The sequence below is a fragment of the Hyphomonas sp. genome (genome assembly GCF_017792385.1).
Classification (GTDB): domain Bacteria; phylum Pseudomonadota; class Alphaproteobacteria; order Caulobacterales; family Hyphomonadaceae; genus Hyphomonas.
Window position 1 is genome coordinate 1,528,340 of sequence record NZ_CP051230.1, and the last position, 14,637, is coordinate 1,542,976.

The 14,637-nt window shown below is 63.0% G+C and carries 17 protein-coding genes; 15 read left to right on the forward strand and 2 right to left on the reverse strand.

The features are described from left to right. Positions 1-68 precede the first annotated feature (68 nt). Positions 69-401, reverse strand: a complete 333-nt coding sequence (locus HF955_RS07735) for a DUF2853 family protein (protein ID WP_027836793.1) — start codon at positions 399-401, stop codon at positions 69-71. A 100-nt stretch (positions 402-501) separates the two neighbouring features. On the opposite strand from HF955_RS07735, the gene HF955_RS07740 reads away from it, so the two are divergent. From HF955_RS07740 to HF955_RS07790, 11 genes are all read left to right on the forward strand, one after another. Further along, entirely contained in the window at positions 502-762 is a 261-nt protein-coding gene (locus HF955_RS07740) for a hypothetical protein (RefSeq protein ID WP_291078955.1), read from the forward strand. Continuing rightward, complete coding sequence (locus tag HF955_RS07745) at positions 755-1,501, forward strand: Bax inhibitor-1/YccA family protein (RefSeq protein WP_291078956.1); 747 nt, start codon at positions 755-757, stop codon at positions 1,499-1,501. Before HF955_RS07740 ends, HF955_RS07745 begins: the two co-directional genes overlap by 8 nt. A 75-nt stretch (positions 1,502-1,576) precedes the next feature. Then, positions 1,577-2,116: a GNAT family N-acetyltransferase gene (locus HF955_RS07750; protein WP_291078957.1), complete on the forward strand. Its 540-nt coding sequence runs from the start codon at positions 1,577-1,579 to the stop codon at positions 2,114-2,116. A gap of 98 nt (positions 2,117-2,214) precedes the next feature. Beyond that, positions 2,215-2,802, forward strand: coding sequence for a peroxiredoxin (locus tag HF955_RS07755; protein WP_291078959.1), 588 nt, complete (start codon positions 2,215-2,217; stop codon positions 2,800-2,802). 71 nt (positions 2,803-2,873) lie between these two features. Then, positions 2,874-4,295 (forward strand): M28 family peptidase, encoded by a 1,422-nt coding sequence (locus tag HF955_RS07760; protein ID WP_291078960.1) that lies wholly within the window; start codon positions 2,874-2,876, stop codon positions 4,293-4,295. 27 nt (positions 4,296-4,322) lie between these two features. Next, complete coding sequence (locus tag HF955_RS07765) at positions 4,323-4,844, forward strand: hypothetical protein (RefSeq protein ID WP_291078961.1); 522 nt, start codon at positions 4,323-4,325, stop codon at positions 4,842-4,844. A 35-nt stretch (positions 4,845-4,879) separates the two neighbouring features. Next, positions 4,880-6,097, forward strand: coding sequence for a peptidoglycan DD-metalloendopeptidase family protein (locus HF955_RS07770; protein WP_291078962.1), 1,218 nt, complete (start codon positions 4,880-4,882; stop codon positions 6,095-6,097). A gap of 28 nt (positions 6,098-6,125) precedes the next feature. Then, positions 6,126-7,448 (forward strand): S41 family peptidase, encoded by a 1,323-nt coding sequence (locus HF955_RS07775; RefSeq protein WP_291078964.1) that lies wholly within the window; start codon positions 6,126-6,128, stop codon positions 7,446-7,448. An 82-nt stretch (positions 7,449-7,530) separates the two neighbouring features. After that, positions 7,531-8,832: a divergent polysaccharide deacetylase family protein gene (locus HF955_RS07780; RefSeq protein ID WP_291078965.1), complete on the forward strand. Its 1,302-nt coding sequence runs from the start codon at positions 7,531-7,533 to the stop codon at positions 8,830-8,832. Then, the gene (locus tag HF955_RS07785) at positions 8,829-9,344 is read left to right on the forward strand and encodes an RNA pyrophosphohydrolase (RefSeq protein WP_291078967.1); all 516 of its coding nucleotides are present in this window, start codon (positions 8,829-8,831) and stop codon (positions 9,342-9,344) included. Before HF955_RS07780 ends, HF955_RS07785 begins: the two co-directional genes overlap by 4 nt. A 29-nt stretch (positions 9,345-9,373) precedes the next feature. Then, positions 9,374-10,144, forward strand: a complete 771-nt coding sequence (locus tag HF955_RS07790; protein ID WP_291078968.1) for an alpha/beta hydrolase — start codon at positions 9,374-9,376, stop codon at positions 10,142-10,144. 90 nt (positions 10,145-10,234) lie between these two features. Here HF955_RS07790 and folE read toward each other — a convergent pair whose 3' ends face one another. Continuing rightward, positions 10,235-10,852, reverse strand: a complete 618-nt coding sequence (gene folE, locus HF955_RS07795; protein WP_027836802.1) for a GTP cyclohydrolase I FolE — start codon at positions 10,850-10,852, stop codon at positions 10,235-10,237. 374 nt (positions 10,853-11,226) lie between these two features. Here folE and cysS point away from each other — a divergent pair, with 374 nt between their 5' ends. The 4 genes from cysS (at position 11,227) to yidD (ending at position 14,567) form a co-directional block, all read left to right on the forward strand. Beyond that, entirely contained in the window at positions 11,227-12,612 is a 1,386-nt protein-coding gene (gene cysS, locus HF955_RS07800; protein WP_291078972.1) for a cysteine--tRNA ligase, read from the forward strand. 216 nt (positions 12,613-12,828) lie between these two features. Then, entirely contained in the window at positions 12,829-13,692 is an 864-nt protein-coding gene (locus HF955_RS07805; protein WP_291078974.1) for a sulfotransferase, read from the forward strand. Positions 13,693-13,747: 55 nt separating this feature from the next. Further along, on the forward strand, positions 13,748-14,206 hold the full coding sequence (locus tag HF955_RS07810; RefSeq protein WP_291078975.1) for an iron-sulfur cluster assembly scaffold protein: 459 nt from the start codon (positions 13,748-13,750) through the stop codon (positions 14,204-14,206). Between the two features lies 1 nt (position 14,207). Continuing rightward, a complete protein-coding gene (yidD, locus tag HF955_RS07815) occupies positions 14,208-14,567 on the forward strand; it encodes a membrane protein insertion efficiency factor YidD (RefSeq protein WP_291078976.1) in 360 nt (119 codons plus the stop codon). The last annotated feature ends 70 nt before the right edge of the window (positions 14,568-14,637 follow it).

A 14,637-nucleotide genomic window follows, 5' to 3' on the forward strand; every position in this document is an offset into this window, starting at 1 on the left:
TTTTCTTAGGCAAAAGAAAACCCGGCGCGAGGGCCGGGCTTTCCGAAAGGTCGATGTATGGCCGGAAATCAGCTTGCAAGCATGTCCAGCTTGTCGAAATGCTCGGCGAGCAGATAGTAGAAGGTCACGCGGGATTTCGATCCGCCTTCCGCGCTCATCTTGTCGCAAACAGCCTTGATGGCGGCGTCAAGTTCGCTTTGCGTGTGCGGAAGACCCAGCTTCCCGCGGCACCATTTTTCCCGGATACGATCAAGTTCGCCGGAATCGCTGCACGCAACCAGGGAACTGTCCCGGTTCCGGAGGGCGATCCCCAATCGCCCGACGATTTTCTCCGCGGCGGCCTGATTGTAGCCCTTCGCATATTTCTTGATATTTTCGGCATATTCGGATGCGTCTGCCATGTTTGTCCCCTTGTGTTTTAGCGTCCCCACTGTTGGAACCACGCCAGAACACGAGAATTAACCTCGGGTAATTCCAAGTCAATGCAAAACAGATCACGGATTGCAGCAGGAAATGGCGGGATTGGTCGCCATAACAGTCGTTTTGAACAAGAGGGCGACGGGCAGGCATTATTCGTGGCAGGTTCTGCCAATCTCCATCCGGCGCATTCCGGCGCAGAACGGGCATGAACAGTTTGGCCTGTCCGTCTCATCAAGGCCGGATATGCTTGCCAACGGGCCTCAACCTCACCATATTTCGGGCAAGCTTGGCGGGCCGACCGGCCTGCCGAACAATCAGAAAGGGTTTCCAGCCTATGAATGACTTCAACCGTGCCTATTCGCCGGGTCCGACTGGCCAGACGATGGACATGTCGGTCAATGAGGGCCTGCGCAGCTTCATGCTGGGCGTCTACAACAAGATGGCGCTTGGCCTGCTTCTGACAGCAGGACTGGCCTATGCCTTCGGCGCCATGGTGCCGGAAAGCGTGACTCTCACCCTCCTGACCGGGCCGATCGGCCTTGTCATCATGTTTGCGCCTCTGGCCATCCTGTTGCTGTCCGGTTTCGTGATGAAGAATCCGTCGCCGACAGCGGCCAATCTTGTCTACTGGTCGGTCGTGTCGCTGATTGGTGTCGGCATGGGCGCCATCGTCTATGTCTATGCCCGCCAGCCGGACGGCATGCTGATTGTCTCGAAGGCCTTCCTGACCACCGCCGTCGCCTTTGGCGGATTGTCGCTCTATGGCTACACGACCAAGCGCGACCTGTCGGGATTTGGCGTTTTCCTGATCATGGGTGTGGTCGGCGTCATCGTCGCCTCGATCCTGAACATGTTCATCTTCAAATCCAGCATGTTCCACATGGTGATCTCGGTGGTCGGCCTGCTCCTGTTTGCCGGCCTGACGGCCTATGACACCCAGCGCCTGAAGAACATGTACTTCCAGATCGCCGGCGATGCCCGCGCAATGGCGGTGGCCACGACTTATGGTGCGCTCAGCCTGTATCTGGACTTCATCAACATGTTCCAGTTCCTGCTGGCGATCATGTCCGGCCGCGACTAGCGCCCGGCCCGCTTCCAAGTTACAGAAAGCCCCGCCTCGCTGGCGGGGCTTTTTCTTTGCCGGGGGAGGGCAGCAATGGCCATCGGACCAGTCCTTGAAACCGACCGCCTCATCCTGCGGCCGCCGCAGGCCGCAGACCTGCCGGCCTGGACTGCCTTTCACGCCGATGCAGACGTGATGCGCCATCTGGGCGGGGTTCAGGGGCCGGAACTCACCTGGCGGTCGGTCTGCGGCATGGCGGGCGCATGGACGATCGAGGGCTTTTCAATGTTCTCCGTCATCGAGAAATCGACCGGGGAGTGGGTCGGGCGTCTGGGGCCGTGGCGGCCCGCCGGCTGGCCGGGGACAGAGATCGGCTGGGGCCTTGCCCGCTCGGCCTGGGGAAAGGGTTACGCAACCGAAGGCGCCGCAGCCGCCATGGACTATGTCGTCGACATTCTGGGCTGGGACGAGATCATCCACACCATCCTGCCGGAAAACGCGGGATCGATCCGGGTCGCAGAGCGTCTCGGCAGCCGCTACCTCCGGAAGGAGAACACGCCGCCCCCCTTTGAAGGCATGGTCTGGGACGTCTACGGACAGACGGCGGATGATTGGCGGGCCCGGCGGGGCTGATCACGCCCGATCAAGCCTCCGTGAACCCGGCCGAATGCACCTCGCCAAGGGACTGTGGCCCGCGTAAGGCTTTGCAGCAAATCCGGGAGACCCAGACCATGATCCGCACGCTTGCCATCGCCGCCGCCTTCAGCCTTGTTCCCGCCGCTGCCCCGGCCGAAATCGCGACAGAGTCCGCACCTGTTGCCCAGCCGGCCACGCCGGATGTCGGTCTGGCGCTGGGCCAGACGGTCGGGGATGTGTCTCTCATTCGCAGCAATGGGGACGCCGCCTCGCTGAGTGATCTGATGGGCGCAAACGGCGTCGCGCTGGTCTTTGTCCGCTCGGCGGACTGGTGCCCCTACTGCAAGAAGCAGTTGAAGGAGATCGACGATATTTCGGATGAATTGGCCGGACTGGGCTGGCCCCTGATGGCCGTCTCCTATGACGATCCTGCCATTCTGGCGGAGTTTTCCGGCAAGCACGGGCTCGGCTATGAATTGCTGTCCGATCCGGGGTCTGAAGCCATCCGCGCCTTCAACCTGCTGAATACGGACATGAAACAGGGCACGCGGTATTACGGCATTCCCCATCCGGCGATCTTCTTCGTGGATACGGACCGGTCAATCCGCGCTGTTCTGCGCGAGGACGGCTACAAGGACCGCCCCGCCATGGACATCGTGCTGCACATCGCTGAACAACTTTAGTCTCCGGGCCTGTTCATCCTGCCCCTCGGGCCTGTAGTCTGCTGCTTGTTGATTCAGCGGGAGGCAGACGAATGAGACAGTTCAGGCACATGGCGATCACGCTGGCCGGTATGGTTGCCCTGGGCGGCGCGCCGGCTCTGGCTGACAGCGCGATGCCCGAGCCGGTTGCCAAAACGGCGGAAGGCCTGATCGCTGCGGGCCTCGCCGATGAGACAGGCCTGGCATTCGTCGAGGACCTGACCACCGAAATCGGGGCGCGGCTGGCAGGCTCGCCTGATGAGGCCCGCGCCCGCGACTGGGCCGTCGAGGAGCTGCAGGCGCTCGGCTTCGACAGTGTGCGTGTGGAAGATTTCACCATTCCCTATTGGGGGCGCACCCATGAATCGGCCCGCGTGGTGGGCGCCAATGCGCAGGAACTCGTCATCACCGCCCTCGGCGGCAGCCAGCCAACTCCGGAGGGTGGGCTGGAAGGGGACATCGTCCGGTTCGGGTCGCTGGCGGACCTGATGGCCTCCGCGCCCGGGGACGTTCACGGCAAGATCGTGTTCATCGACGAGAAGATGTACAAGACGCAGGACGGATCGGGCTATGGCCTCGCCGTGCGCAAACGTGGCGAATGCGCGAAGGCTGCGGCGGAAAAGGGCGCGCTTGCCTGCCTCATTCGGTCTGTCGGAACCCAGCCACACCGCATGCCGCATACGGGCGGCATGCTGCGGACCGGCGCTCTGGGCGATCTGCCGGCCGCCGCCCTGTCCGGTCCGGACGCGGACCAGCTGACCCGCCTGCTGGCGCGGGGAGGGGCCCGCGTGGCGCTGGACATCGGCGTCGAATATGCAGACGCCGCGCCGTCCGGAAATGTCATCGCGGAGATCGAGGGCACCGACCTGAAGGATGAAATCGTCCTGATCGGCTGTCACCTCGACAGCTGGGATCTCGGCACCGGCGCCCTGGATGACGGGGCCGGTTGCGGGATCGTGGTCGGGGCGGCCAAATTGATCCTGGATCTGCCGGAACGTCCGCGCCGTACGATCCGTGTTGTCCTGTACGGGGCCGAAGAAGTCGGCCTGTTCGGGGCCAGCGCCTATGCCCGCCAGCATGCCGCAGACCTCGACCGTCATGTTCTGGCGTCCGAGAGCGATTTCGGGGCCGGCCGCATCTGGCGGTTCCAGACCAATTTCGGCGACGGCGCGCTGGGCTATGCCGATGCCATGAAACGCATGCTGGCCCCGCTCGGCGTGACGCCGGGTGACAATTCGGCAGGTGGGGGTCCAGATATCGGCGTACTGCGCCGGGCAGGCGTGCCCGTGGTCACGCCGGGCCAGGATGGGCAGGACTATTTCGACTATCATCACACGCCGGATGACACATTCGACAAGATCGACCCGGGTGCCTTTCGTCAGAATGTCGCTGTGTACGCGGCGTTCACCTATGTCGCTGCCGAAACGGGATGGGATTTTCGGAAGTCCGCGGCGGCGGATACCGGGACGGAATGAAACGGCCTGACACGCTTTTCGGACGAAATGAAACAGGTTGAACCCGCCCTGTTTGGGGCGCTCGAGGGGCTGAAACTGGCCAATCGGGAGTTGCCATGGGCCGGGGAGGACCCGGAACGGTGGCGTTGGGTCGCTGTCGGATTGGTCACGGCCCTGAAATGTGCCCTGATTGCTGCTCTGTCGGGATACGAGACCGCCTCGCCCGGGGATACGGCCGATCTGAAGGATGCAACACGGGTGGCGCCGCTGGCGCTTCTCCTGCGCCGGGCACGGTCCGAACGCTATCTCGTCGCCCCCGAACGCCTGCAGGCCACGGCGGCAGAGGTGGAGGCCTGCCTCAGGCTGGCGGCCTATCGCAACCAGGTCGTGCATGGCGTCGCGGCGGAGCGGCCGGACCGGATCGGCGGGGATTGTCGCAGCGCGCTGGGCCTGGTTCGCCACCTCCTGGTGGCTGCGCCCGCCTTCGATCCGGCCCGCCATGCGGTGACAGCTGCGCTCATATCGGACGAAATTTCCCGTTTGCAGCGGCAGCTGGGACCGGTTGGTTAATCTTGAAGTCATGACCGCTTGCCATAAGGGGGGCCATGCGCCTGACCTGCCGGCCCCTCCTTCTGGCATTCCTCGCCCTCGCCCTCACCGCGGCGACCCCGGACACGTTCACCCGCGAGGAACTGAAGGCGCTGGAAGCAGAGCGTCGGGCAGCGGAGCAAAAGCTCGACGCGCTCCAGACGGCCGGGGAAACCACGCTGACCGATCTGAAGAATATCGACGCGCAACTGATCTCTGCCGCCATGGAATCGCAGCGCCGCGAGGAACAGGCCTCGAAGGCGGAAAAGACGCTCATCGACCTTGGCGCCCGCCGTGTCGCGGCGCAGATGCGGCTGCTGGAGAACCGGCAGGCGCTGGAAGACCTGCTGGCGGCGCTGGCGGCCTCGAACCGGCGGCGCCCGCCCGCGCTGATCGTCTCTCCCGGCAAGGCAAACACGGCCGTCCGGCGCGCCATCCTGATGAGTGAGACAACGCCGCGCCTCGCCAGCCAGTCAGACGCCCTTTCCGTGGAAATCAACCAGCTGAACGATCTGGAGCGCAGCATACGCGGCGAGAAGGCCCGGCTGGAAGCCGCTGAGGCGACCCTGGCGCTGAAACAGGTCGAGATCGAACGCCTCGCTGCGGCCAAGCGCGGAAACTTCGAAGACCTGTCCAGCGACATTGCGGCGTTGAAGGCCCGCGCCGCGGACCTCGGCGCCCAGGAAGACGATTTGCGGTCGCTGCTGGCCACGCTCGAAGCAGACGCGCCCTCGGCGCCCGGGGCCAAGCCGGACCTGCGTCCAAGGCTGGCCTCCAGCCGTCCCTCCGCCAAGCCCTCGGCATCGCCGGCTGTTTCCCGCACGCCATCGTCCCGACCGCTCGGCAAGGCCGTGCTCGGCGCGCTGAAGCCGCCTGTGGCCGGTTCTCTGGCGCGGGGCTTTGGTGAGAAGTTGCCGACCGGCGGCAAGTCCGAATGGGTGGCCTTCGCCACCCGGCCCAATGCTCAAGTCGTCGCGCCTGTCGGCGGCTCGGTCGAATATGCCCGGCCCTTCCGGACGTATGGATCAATGTTAATTTTGCGGACGAGTGACGGTTACCATGTTATTCTGACAGGTATGAGCCGGATCTATGTCACCGAAGGTCAGGCCGTGTCAGCAGGGGAACCGGTCGGGCGCATGCCGGACCGCAATGACCCTGCGCCCGAGCTGAATATGGAAATAAGGCTTGGCGACAAGGTGATGAATCCGGCAGACTGGTTACCACGCCGGAGCTAAGGTCGTGAGAATGATGGAGGAATGGAATATGCGTTCACTACTGACGGGAGCTGCCCTGGGTGTTGTTCTGGGTGGCGCGGCCGTCGGCTTCTCCGCCTTCGCCTCTCCGGAAGACCGGGTCGAAGACCCGCGCATGGTGACCTATCAGCAACTGGACCTGTTCGCGGAAATCCTTGCCCGCGCCCGTCAGGACTATGTCACCGAGATTGATGAAAAGGATGCGATGAAGGCCGCCATCAACGGCATGCTGACCTCGCTGGACCCGCATTCAAGCTATCTCGATCCAGATGATTTCCGGTCCATGCAGGTGCAGACCAGCGGCGAATATGGCGGCCTTGGCATTGAAGTCACGATGGAAGACGGCTTCGTGAAGGTCATTTCCCCCATGGACGATACGCCCGCCAGCCGCGCCGGCATCCAGCCCGGTGACCTGATCACGGCGATCAATGGCAAGCCGATCATTGGCCAGACCCTGAATGATGCCGTCAAGGAAATGCGCGGCGAAAAGGGCACTGATATCGACATCACCATCCTGCGCGAAGGCGAAGATCCGTTCGATGTCACACTGACGCGGGAAGTCATCCAGCAGAAATCCGTCACCTGGAAGATGCAGGAAAGCGATATCGGCTATATCCGCATTTCCACCTTCAACGAACGCACGACGCTGTTGCTCGAAGAAGCGATCGAAGGGGTGGCACAGGAAACCGGTTCGCGGCCGCGTGGCCTGATCCTCGATCTGCGCAACAATGGTGGTGGCCTTCTGGACCAGGCCGTGTCGGTTTCGGACATGTTCCTGTCCGGAGGCGAGGTCGTGTCCACTCAGGGCCGCCGGATTTCCGACATGGAACGGTACAACGCGCATGCTGGTGAGGTCTTCAAGGACATCCCGATGATCGTGCTGATCAATGGCGGGTCTGCCTCGGCCTCCGAAATCGTTGCAGGCGCCCTTCAGGATCGCCGCCGGGCGATCGTGATCGGCACCACAAGCTTCGGCAAGGGATCGGTGCAGACCGTCATCCCCCTGGGCGCGGACCGGGGCGCTGTGCGCCTCACCACGGCGCGCTATTACACGCCTGCCGGCCGCTCGATTCAGGCACTCGGCATCGATCCGGATATCGAGATCACGCAGTCCCGCCTCAGTGAAGAGGAACTGGCCCGGATCAAGCGCTGGTCCGAAGCCGACCTGCCGCACGCCCTGGCAAATGAGGATGGCGAACAGCGCCGGGATGTCTCCATGCCTGACGAGCAACCGCCGGAAGACTGGGAAGGCGACGACTACCAGCTGAAGAGAGCGGTCGAAATGCTCAAGGAAGGCACGGTCACGGCCAGTGCAATCCGCCGCGCGGGTTAACCAGATCTTTGCAACCTGTTAACCAGTTGGATGCAATTCTCTCTAATGAGAATTCTTCCAGCTGAGTTGACGAGGTCTATTGATGGCTAGCCGCAGGGACGCCGACCCATCTCCTTTGCGCGCAGGACTGACCCATACGGGCCTCAGCCTGCTTGTGTTTGGAACCCTTGCCGCCGGTCTCGGCGCAGCGGTTCATTACTCCGGCGATCCGGCCAGCGCAGGGCCGCACCAGGTCCTGGCCCTGTTCGAAACCAGCCAGGGATCATCCGCCAATCTCAAATCCCGCCTCAAGACCGACACGCCGTCCGGCGTGACGGCAAAAGTCGTGCTGGCCGATGACGACGCCATTGCGGTCCAGCCGAGCCTTGGTGTGGAATATGCGGAAGCGCCTGCACCGTCGCCTGAGCGCGCGCCGACCGGGCAGGGGGACGAGGACACGCCGGCCGAAGGAATCCGGATCAATGGCAAACTCGTACGCCCCGGAGAATCCTATGGTGAGCTGACCCGGGTGGTGTCGCTGGATCCTGCTCCCATTGCCGGAACGACCGAACGCATCAACGGGCTGACCCTTCCGCGCATCACGGCAGACGGACGCGCCCCATCAGACATCTACGCCCGGCCCTTCGCCAATCCCGGCAATCAGCCCGTTGTGGCTCTTGTGGTTGGCGGCCTGGGCATCAATGCAACCCATACCAAGGCCGCGATCGACGAGCTTCCGCCGGAAGTGACCCTGTCCTTCGCGCCGGATGCGGGCAATCTCCAATACTGGGTCAACAAGGCCCGCGCCAAGGGGCATGAAGTGCTGATCGAAGTCCCGATGGAGGCCTTCGAATATGGTCGCATGAAGATGCATCCGCAGACCCTGATCGCCGGCGATACCGGTGCCAGCAATGTACCCCGTCTCGAACGCCTTCTCAGCCGCGCCAGCGGCTATTTCGGCGTGATCAATTATCAGGGCGCCAAGTTCGCGGAGGATCCGGGTGCTGTCGGGCCCGTGCTCGAAGTGTTGCGGGACCGCGGTGTGACGCTGATCGAGGATGGTAGTTTCCAGACAGGCGCGTTTGACGTTGCCGCAGCACGGACCGGGCTGAAATACTCCCGCGCGGCCTCGACCATTGATGCCAAGCTCACCGCGGATGACATTCGCAATGAATTGCTGGGCCTGGAAACCCTCGCCAAGGAACAAGGCGCCTCCATGGGTGCGGGTTATGCCTTCCCGCTGACCATCGAGATTGCGAAGGACTGGACAAAGGACCTGCAGAATCGTGGCGTGGTGCTGGCGCCGGTCTCGGCGCTTGCCTCGGTGCCGCCTGCACAAAATGCCGCTCCCCGGCCGGTTCAGACTGGAAGCCTGCTTCAGGCTCCGGTAAATCCGGAAGGGTGACGATACCCGCGCCTGATCCCGAACTGTATCGGCCGAATGTCGGCCTGGCCCTGTTCTCGAAGGCAGGGCATGTCTTCATTGGCCGGCGCATCAATGGGCGCGGTGCGTTCCAGTGGCAGATGCCGCAGGGCGGCATCGACAAGGGAGAAACGCCCCTGGTCGGTGCCTTGCGCGAACTGGAAGAGGAAGTGGGCATCGCCGAAAAACTGGTCGATGTCCTCGAAGAAACCTCTGACTGGTTGTTCTATGATTTTCCGCCAGACCTGAAGAAGCGCCTGCCCGGACCCTATATCGGCCAACGCCAGAAATGGTTTGCCCTTCGGTTCAAGGGATCCGACAGCGATGTGAGGCTGGACCGGCACACGCCGGAATTCGATGCCTGGCGCTGGGCGCGGCTCGAGGAAGTGCCCGCCCTCGTGGTGCCTTTCAAGCGTCTGGTCTATTCCGATGTGGCCGAACGGTTCAGAACCTGGACCGACCCGGTACCGGGCCACAAGGAAGCCCAGGGCTGAACGCAGACGACAGGGGAGGGGCCTGACCCATGACACGCAACTTGCTGATGATCCACGGTATCGGATGTGGCGGGGAAGTCTGGGACCGGATGAAGCCGGGCTTTGAGGCAGCCGGCTGGACCTGCACATCGCCAACCCTGTTTCCGGAACAGCGCGTGCGGGACAATCCGCCCGCCAGCCTGCCGGATCTGGGGCTGGACGATTATGTGGAGGCTATGGCCGACGAGGTGCGCCTCCTGGAAGGCGAAGCCGGCGAAAAGCCTGCCGTGATCGGGCATTCCATGGGGGGCTTGATTGCGCAGTGTCTGGTCGAGAAGGGGCTGGTCAGCCAGGCCGTATTCCTCACGCCCGCCCAGCCGCGCGATTGCAGCTCGGTGACGCTGTCTGTCGCCTATACCTTTCTGAACATCCTGATCGGGCGCGACCGGAGCAAGGCCTACAAGGTCTGGGAATCCGGGTTTCGCTTTGGCGTGCTGAACAAGGTGCCGCGCCGGCGCCATGCAGAGATCTATGCCAATGCCCTCTACGATTCCGGCAAGGTGTATGGCGATATTGCCGACGGTATCGAGATCGACGAGACCCTGTTCACGGTTCCCACGCTGACCATTGCAGCAGGTGCAGACCGGGCAACGCCGGCCAGGGCCGTCCGGAAAGTGGGCGAGAAATATGCCCGCAGCCCCGTGTCAGGAGATTTCATCGAGTACCAGGACAATGCACACTGGATCGTCGACGAGCCAGGAACCGACAAGGTCGTGTCAGACATTCTCAGCTGGCTGGACCGGACACGGCCTGGGGCCTGAACCCACCGAACCCGGCAACGGGGTGCGCGAGCCCATAAAAAAACCCCGGCGTCCTGCGCCGGGGTTGATCAATTTCCGAAACGGGTCAGCTCAGCCCTTGCCGGCCATGCGCAGGAAGCGGTTGCGCAGGTCGGCATCCGACTTGAACACGCCGGTGAACTGCGTCGTGATCGTGCTGACATCCTTGTGGTGGACGCCGCGGGTGGACATGCATTCATGGACGGCGTCGATCAGGACGGCCGTGCCCATGGGCGCAAGGCTTTCGGTGATGGCATCACAGATCTGGGCCGTCATGGTTTCCTGGGTCTGCAGGCGTTTGGAGAAGATCTCGACGACCCGGGCCAGTTTGGAGATGCCGACCACGGCAGCCGACGGCATGTAGGCGACATAGGCCTTGCCCAGAAACGGCGCCATATGGTGTTCACAATGGCTTTCGACATCGATGTTGCGCAGCATAACGATGTCGTCATAGCCCTGCACATCCTCGAAGGTGCGCGAGAGATATTTTACCGGGTCTTCCTCATAGCCGGAAAACCATTCCTTGTAGGCGTTGACCACACGTTTCGGCGTGTCGAGCAGGCCTTCGCGGCGTGGATCGTCGCCGGCCCATGCGATGAGCGTGCGGACGGCCTCTTCGGCTTCCTGAACGGTGGGGCGCTTCACGGGCTCGGCGCGTGCCTTGTCTTTGTTGGGAGTGATGGCGTCCATGGCCATGATTGAAGTTTCCTTCGACTGAGGGACGGGGGTCGAGCCGAGGCTTGGTCTGGGAAAGCGCGAAAATCGGCCCCCCTGCCCGGACTTAACGCCCGCCCGGAGTTGATACCCTCAGGGCGATATGAGGAACATAAGAGCCCGAAAGCCCTGTTTCCAGCGCTTTCTACGGTGACGCCGCGTGACCGGATGACACGTTTCTTGGCTTTTTTTCGGGTTGGTGATACCGGAAGCCCCATGAACCACGCCCGATCTTTCCTGTGTCCTGCCGTGTGTTGTTGCTGTTGAAGCGCCAACACGCCATTAGGACTGGCCAGCCGACAGACCGGCCAGCGGAACATGCCTGACCATCGAAATCGAGCCGACACACCATGACAATCCGCCTCTACGACACCGCCGCGCGTGAGAAACGCGTTTTCGAGCCGCAGGACCCGACACGGGTCACGATGTATGTCTGCGGTCCGACGGTCTACAATTATGCCCATATCGGCAATGCGCGGCCGCCCATCGTGTTTGATGTGCTGCGCCGCCTGTTGATGGCGACCTATGGCGAGGAGGCCGTCGTCTATGCGCGCAACATCACCGATATCGAGGACAAGATCATTCAGGCGAGCCTTGAGTCCGGCGAGCCGATCGAGGCCATCACTCAGAAATTTGCCGCCATCTACAATGCCGACACGGCTGCGCTGAACGTACTTGCTCCCAGCATCGAGCCATGGGCGACCGCGCATGTCGGCGACATGATCGAGATGATCGGAAAGCTGGTGCGCAAGGGCTATGCCTATGTCGGTTCGGAAGGGGTCTGGTTCTCGGTCAAATCCATGGCCGATTACGGCAAGCTGTCGGGCCGCAAGCTGGAAGACAATGAGGCCGGCGCCCGCGTGACGGTCGATGCCGACAAACGCGATCCGGCGGATTTCGCCCTCTGGAAGTTTGCCAAGGCGGGTGAACCCGACGACGCCATCTGGGACAGCCCGTGGGGCAGGGGGCGGCCCGGCTGGCACATCGAGTGTTCGGCGATGGCCGCGAAGCATCTCGGCAAGACGATCGACATTCATGGCGGCGGGATCGACCTGCAATTCCCGCATCATGAAAACGAGATCGCCCAGTCCGAATGTGCCCATGGCCAGCAAATGGCGCGCTACTGGATGCACAATGGTTTCCTGGACATGGGCGGGGAGAAGATGTCGAAATCACTCGGCAATGTCGTCCTGGTGCATGACCTGCTCGAGCGCTGGCATGGCGAGGTGCTGCGCTTTGCCATGCTGAGCGGCCATTACCGGGCTCCGCTCGACTGGACGGAAGACCTGCTGAAACAGGCCAAGACGACGCTGGACCGGATTTACGGGGCCTTGCGCCGGGTCTGGGAGGCGGAGGGCGGCACGGCGGCCGATCGCGGCGTGCGCCGGGCGTTGGAAGACGACCTCAACACGCCGGTGGCGCTGGCGGAATTGTCACGCCTTGCCTCCGACGCAAACCTGGCTGCAGACCGCAAGGACGCCGAGGCCATGGCCTCTGCGCGGGCCAATCTTGTGGCCGCCGGCAAGCTGCTGGGCTTGTTGACCCTGTCTCCGAAACAATGGGAGCAGGGCGGGGATGATGACGGCAATGCCCGCATCGACGCCCTGGTTCAGGCCCGTATCGATGCCCGGGCTGCTAAGGACTGGGCCGAGGCAGACCGGATCCGGGACGCGCTGGCGGCCGAAGGCATCGAGATCATGGACGGTTCGTCCGGCTCGACCTGGCGGCGTATCTGAGCGTTTCAGCGTCCACAATCCTGTTTCTGACGGGCGTCGAATGGGGTATTGATCGGACACTGGGCAAACGGGCCGGCAGGTGCTGATCCGGGATGCGCCAGCGTGTTTCGAGTTTGGTCTGATTATTGCTTGCTTTGACGCCGGATGACGGAGTTCCGACACCTGTCGGGGCTTCACGGCCCGCCAAGGGCCCGGGATTGCATGAGGACACACGAGATGAAGCCGTTGCCGGATTTTGTGGTGGTCGGGGGCCTGCGTACGGGCACGACGACGCTCTACAGCCTGCTGACACAGGTTCCGAGTATCTGCATGACGGAATTCAAGGAGCCGGATTTCTTCCTGACTGATGGGTCGATGTCGAAGGGTCTGGACTGGTATGCCGGCCTGTTCTCGGACCCCGACAAGGTGTGCGGCGAGGTCTCGCCGAACTATTCGAGTGTCGACCGGTTTCCCGGCGTTGCAGAACGTATTCACAGCGTTTCACCGGACGCCAAGATCATCTATGTCGTGCGCGATCCGATTGACCGCCTTCTGTCGCACTATTCTCAAGCCTGGCTGCAGGGCGACGGCCTGCCGGATCCGGATGCCCTGAAGGAGACGCCGGAGGGGCGTCACATCATCGACGGGTCGCGGTACTACTTCCAGATCGAGCCCTATGCGAAAGTGTTCGGTGCGGACAACATCATGGTTCTGGAGTTCCGGAAGATGGTGGCGGACCCGCATGCGACCATGCGCCGGGTCTGCGAATTCATCGGCGCGCCGGTGACCGAGGAGGAACTGGCAGCGATCACGATTGCGCGCAAGAACAGCAGCCGCAATCTCGGCTCGGTGCCCGGCTGGTGGACGCGCATGTCCGACCGGATCAAGAAGAATGATTCCGCCATCGTGCGCGGCGTGAACCGGTTGATCCCGCGCCCCCTGATCCGGACCGTGAAAGGCGTGGTTCAGGCAACTACGGAAGACCGCTCGCCGCCCGACTTTACCGATGATGCCACGCGCGCCGTGAAAGATGCGCTTGCCCGCGATGCCCAGCGCTTGCGTGATTTTACCGGCAAGCCGTTCGATCACTGGAAGGTCTGACCGCGTTTGCGCGCCAGGCCTTGATGCGGGGCCCGTTTGGGCCGATCTAGGCGTCATGTCGGAACTCTATCACAATCGCGTCCTCGAACTGGCAGCGGACATCCCGCATGCGGGTCACCTGCCGGACGCCGAGGCCTCGGTCCTGAAAGTGTCGCGTGTCTGCGGCTCCACCGTTCAGGTGGACCTGACACTGGACGAGGCCGGAACGCATATTGCCGCCATCGCGGTGGACCCGAAGGCGTGCGCGCTGGGGCAGGCCGCGACATCGATCCTGGCCGAACATGCGGTCGGGGCGACAATCGACGAGGTGATTGCGGCGCGGGATGCCTTGAAGGAGATGCTGAAGGCGGGCGGTCGTCCGCCGGAAGGCCGATTCTGGGAATTGCGCCATCTGGAGCCGGTGGCCGACTATCCGCCCCGCCACACATCCACCCTGCTGGCCTTCGAAGCGGCCGTGACCGCCATTGAACAGGCGCTTGCCGCGCGCGACGCTGCCTGCGAAGCAGCAGGCTGACATGGCGGGTGTCCGGCGGCGAACGGCCGAAGGCCTGCTCTGGCTCTACAAGCATGGACCGAGCCAGATCTTCTACGCCTTTGGCGCACGCTGTCAGCACACACCGACCTGCAGTGAATATGGCGCTGAATGCGTTGCGCGGTTTGGATGGTGGCCGGGCATATGGATGGCGCTGGCGCGGTTCGTTCGGTGCCGTCCGGGTGGCAGCCTCGGCAAGGACCCCGTTCCGGAGACGCTGCCGGACGTGCCGGCATGGCAACCCTGGCGCTATGGAGAATGGTCCGTCCGCAAGGCGATGGCCAGAATGACGCCCGGAATTGAAAACCGGGAGTGTTCATGTCATATGCACCGCGATGAATAGTTTTCGTTGCCTTCTCGGCCCGGTGGGCCTGACCACACGAACTCGCCGGGGTGCCTGACGCGCTCCCTGG

Excerpts from the sequence above, each read along its gene's own strand:
- HF955_RS07780 (WP_291078965.1), top strand. The coding sequence starts at position 7,531 with ATGGCTAGCCGCAGGGACGCCGACCCATCTCCTTTGCGCGCAGGACTG.
- folE (WP_027836802.1), bottom strand. The coding sequence starts at position 10,852 with ATGGACGCCATCACTCCCAACAAAGACAAGGCACGCGCCGAGCCCGTG.
- HF955_RS07810 (WP_291078975.1), top strand. The coding sequence starts at position 13,748 with ATGTCGGAACTCTATCACAATCGCGTCCTCGAACTGGCAGCGGACATC.
- HF955_RS07745 (WP_291078956.1), top strand. The coding sequence starts at position 755 with ATGAATGACTTCAACCGTGCCTATTCGCCGGGTCCGACTGGCCAGACG.
- HF955_RS07770 (WP_291078962.1), top strand. The coding sequence starts at position 4,880 with ATGCGCCTGACCTGCCGGCCCCTCCTTCTGGCATTCCTCGCCCTCGCC.
- HF955_RS07760 (WP_291078960.1), top strand. The coding sequence starts at position 2,874 with ATGAGACAGTTCAGGCACATGGCGATCACGCTGGCCGGTATGGTTGCC.
- yidD (WP_291078976.1), top strand. The coding sequence starts at position 14,208 with ATGGCGGGTGTCCGGCGGCGAACGGCCGAAGGCCTGCTCTGGCTCTAC.
- HF955_RS07750 (WP_291078957.1), top strand. The coding sequence starts at position 1,577 with ATGGCCATCGGACCAGTCCTTGAAACCGACCGCCTCATCCTGCGGCCG.
- HF955_RS07765 (WP_291078961.1), top strand. The coding sequence starts at position 4,323 with ATGAAACAGGTTGAACCCGCCCTGTTTGGGGCGCTCGAGGGGCTGAAA.
- HF955_RS07790 (WP_291078968.1), top strand. The coding sequence starts at position 9,374 with ATGACACGCAACTTGCTGATGATCCACGGTATCGGATGTGGCGGGGAA.
- cysS (WP_291078972.1), top strand. The coding sequence starts at position 11,227 with ATGACAATCCGCCTCTACGACACCGCCGCGCGTGAGAAACGCGTTTTC.
- HF955_RS07775 (WP_291078964.1), top strand. The coding sequence starts at position 6,126 with ATGCGTTCACTACTGACGGGAGCTGCCCTGGGTGTTGTTCTGGGTGGC.
- HF955_RS07735 (WP_027836793.1), bottom strand. The coding sequence starts at position 401 with ATGGCAGACGCATCCGAATATGCCGAAAATATCAAGAAATATGCGAAG.
- HF955_RS07805 (WP_291078974.1), top strand. The coding sequence starts at position 12,829 with ATGAAGCCGTTGCCGGATTTTGTGGTGGTCGGGGGCCTGCGTACGGGC.
- HF955_RS07755 (WP_291078959.1), top strand. The coding sequence starts at position 2,215 with ATGATCCGCACGCTTGCCATCGCCGCCGCCTTCAGCCTTGTTCCCGCC.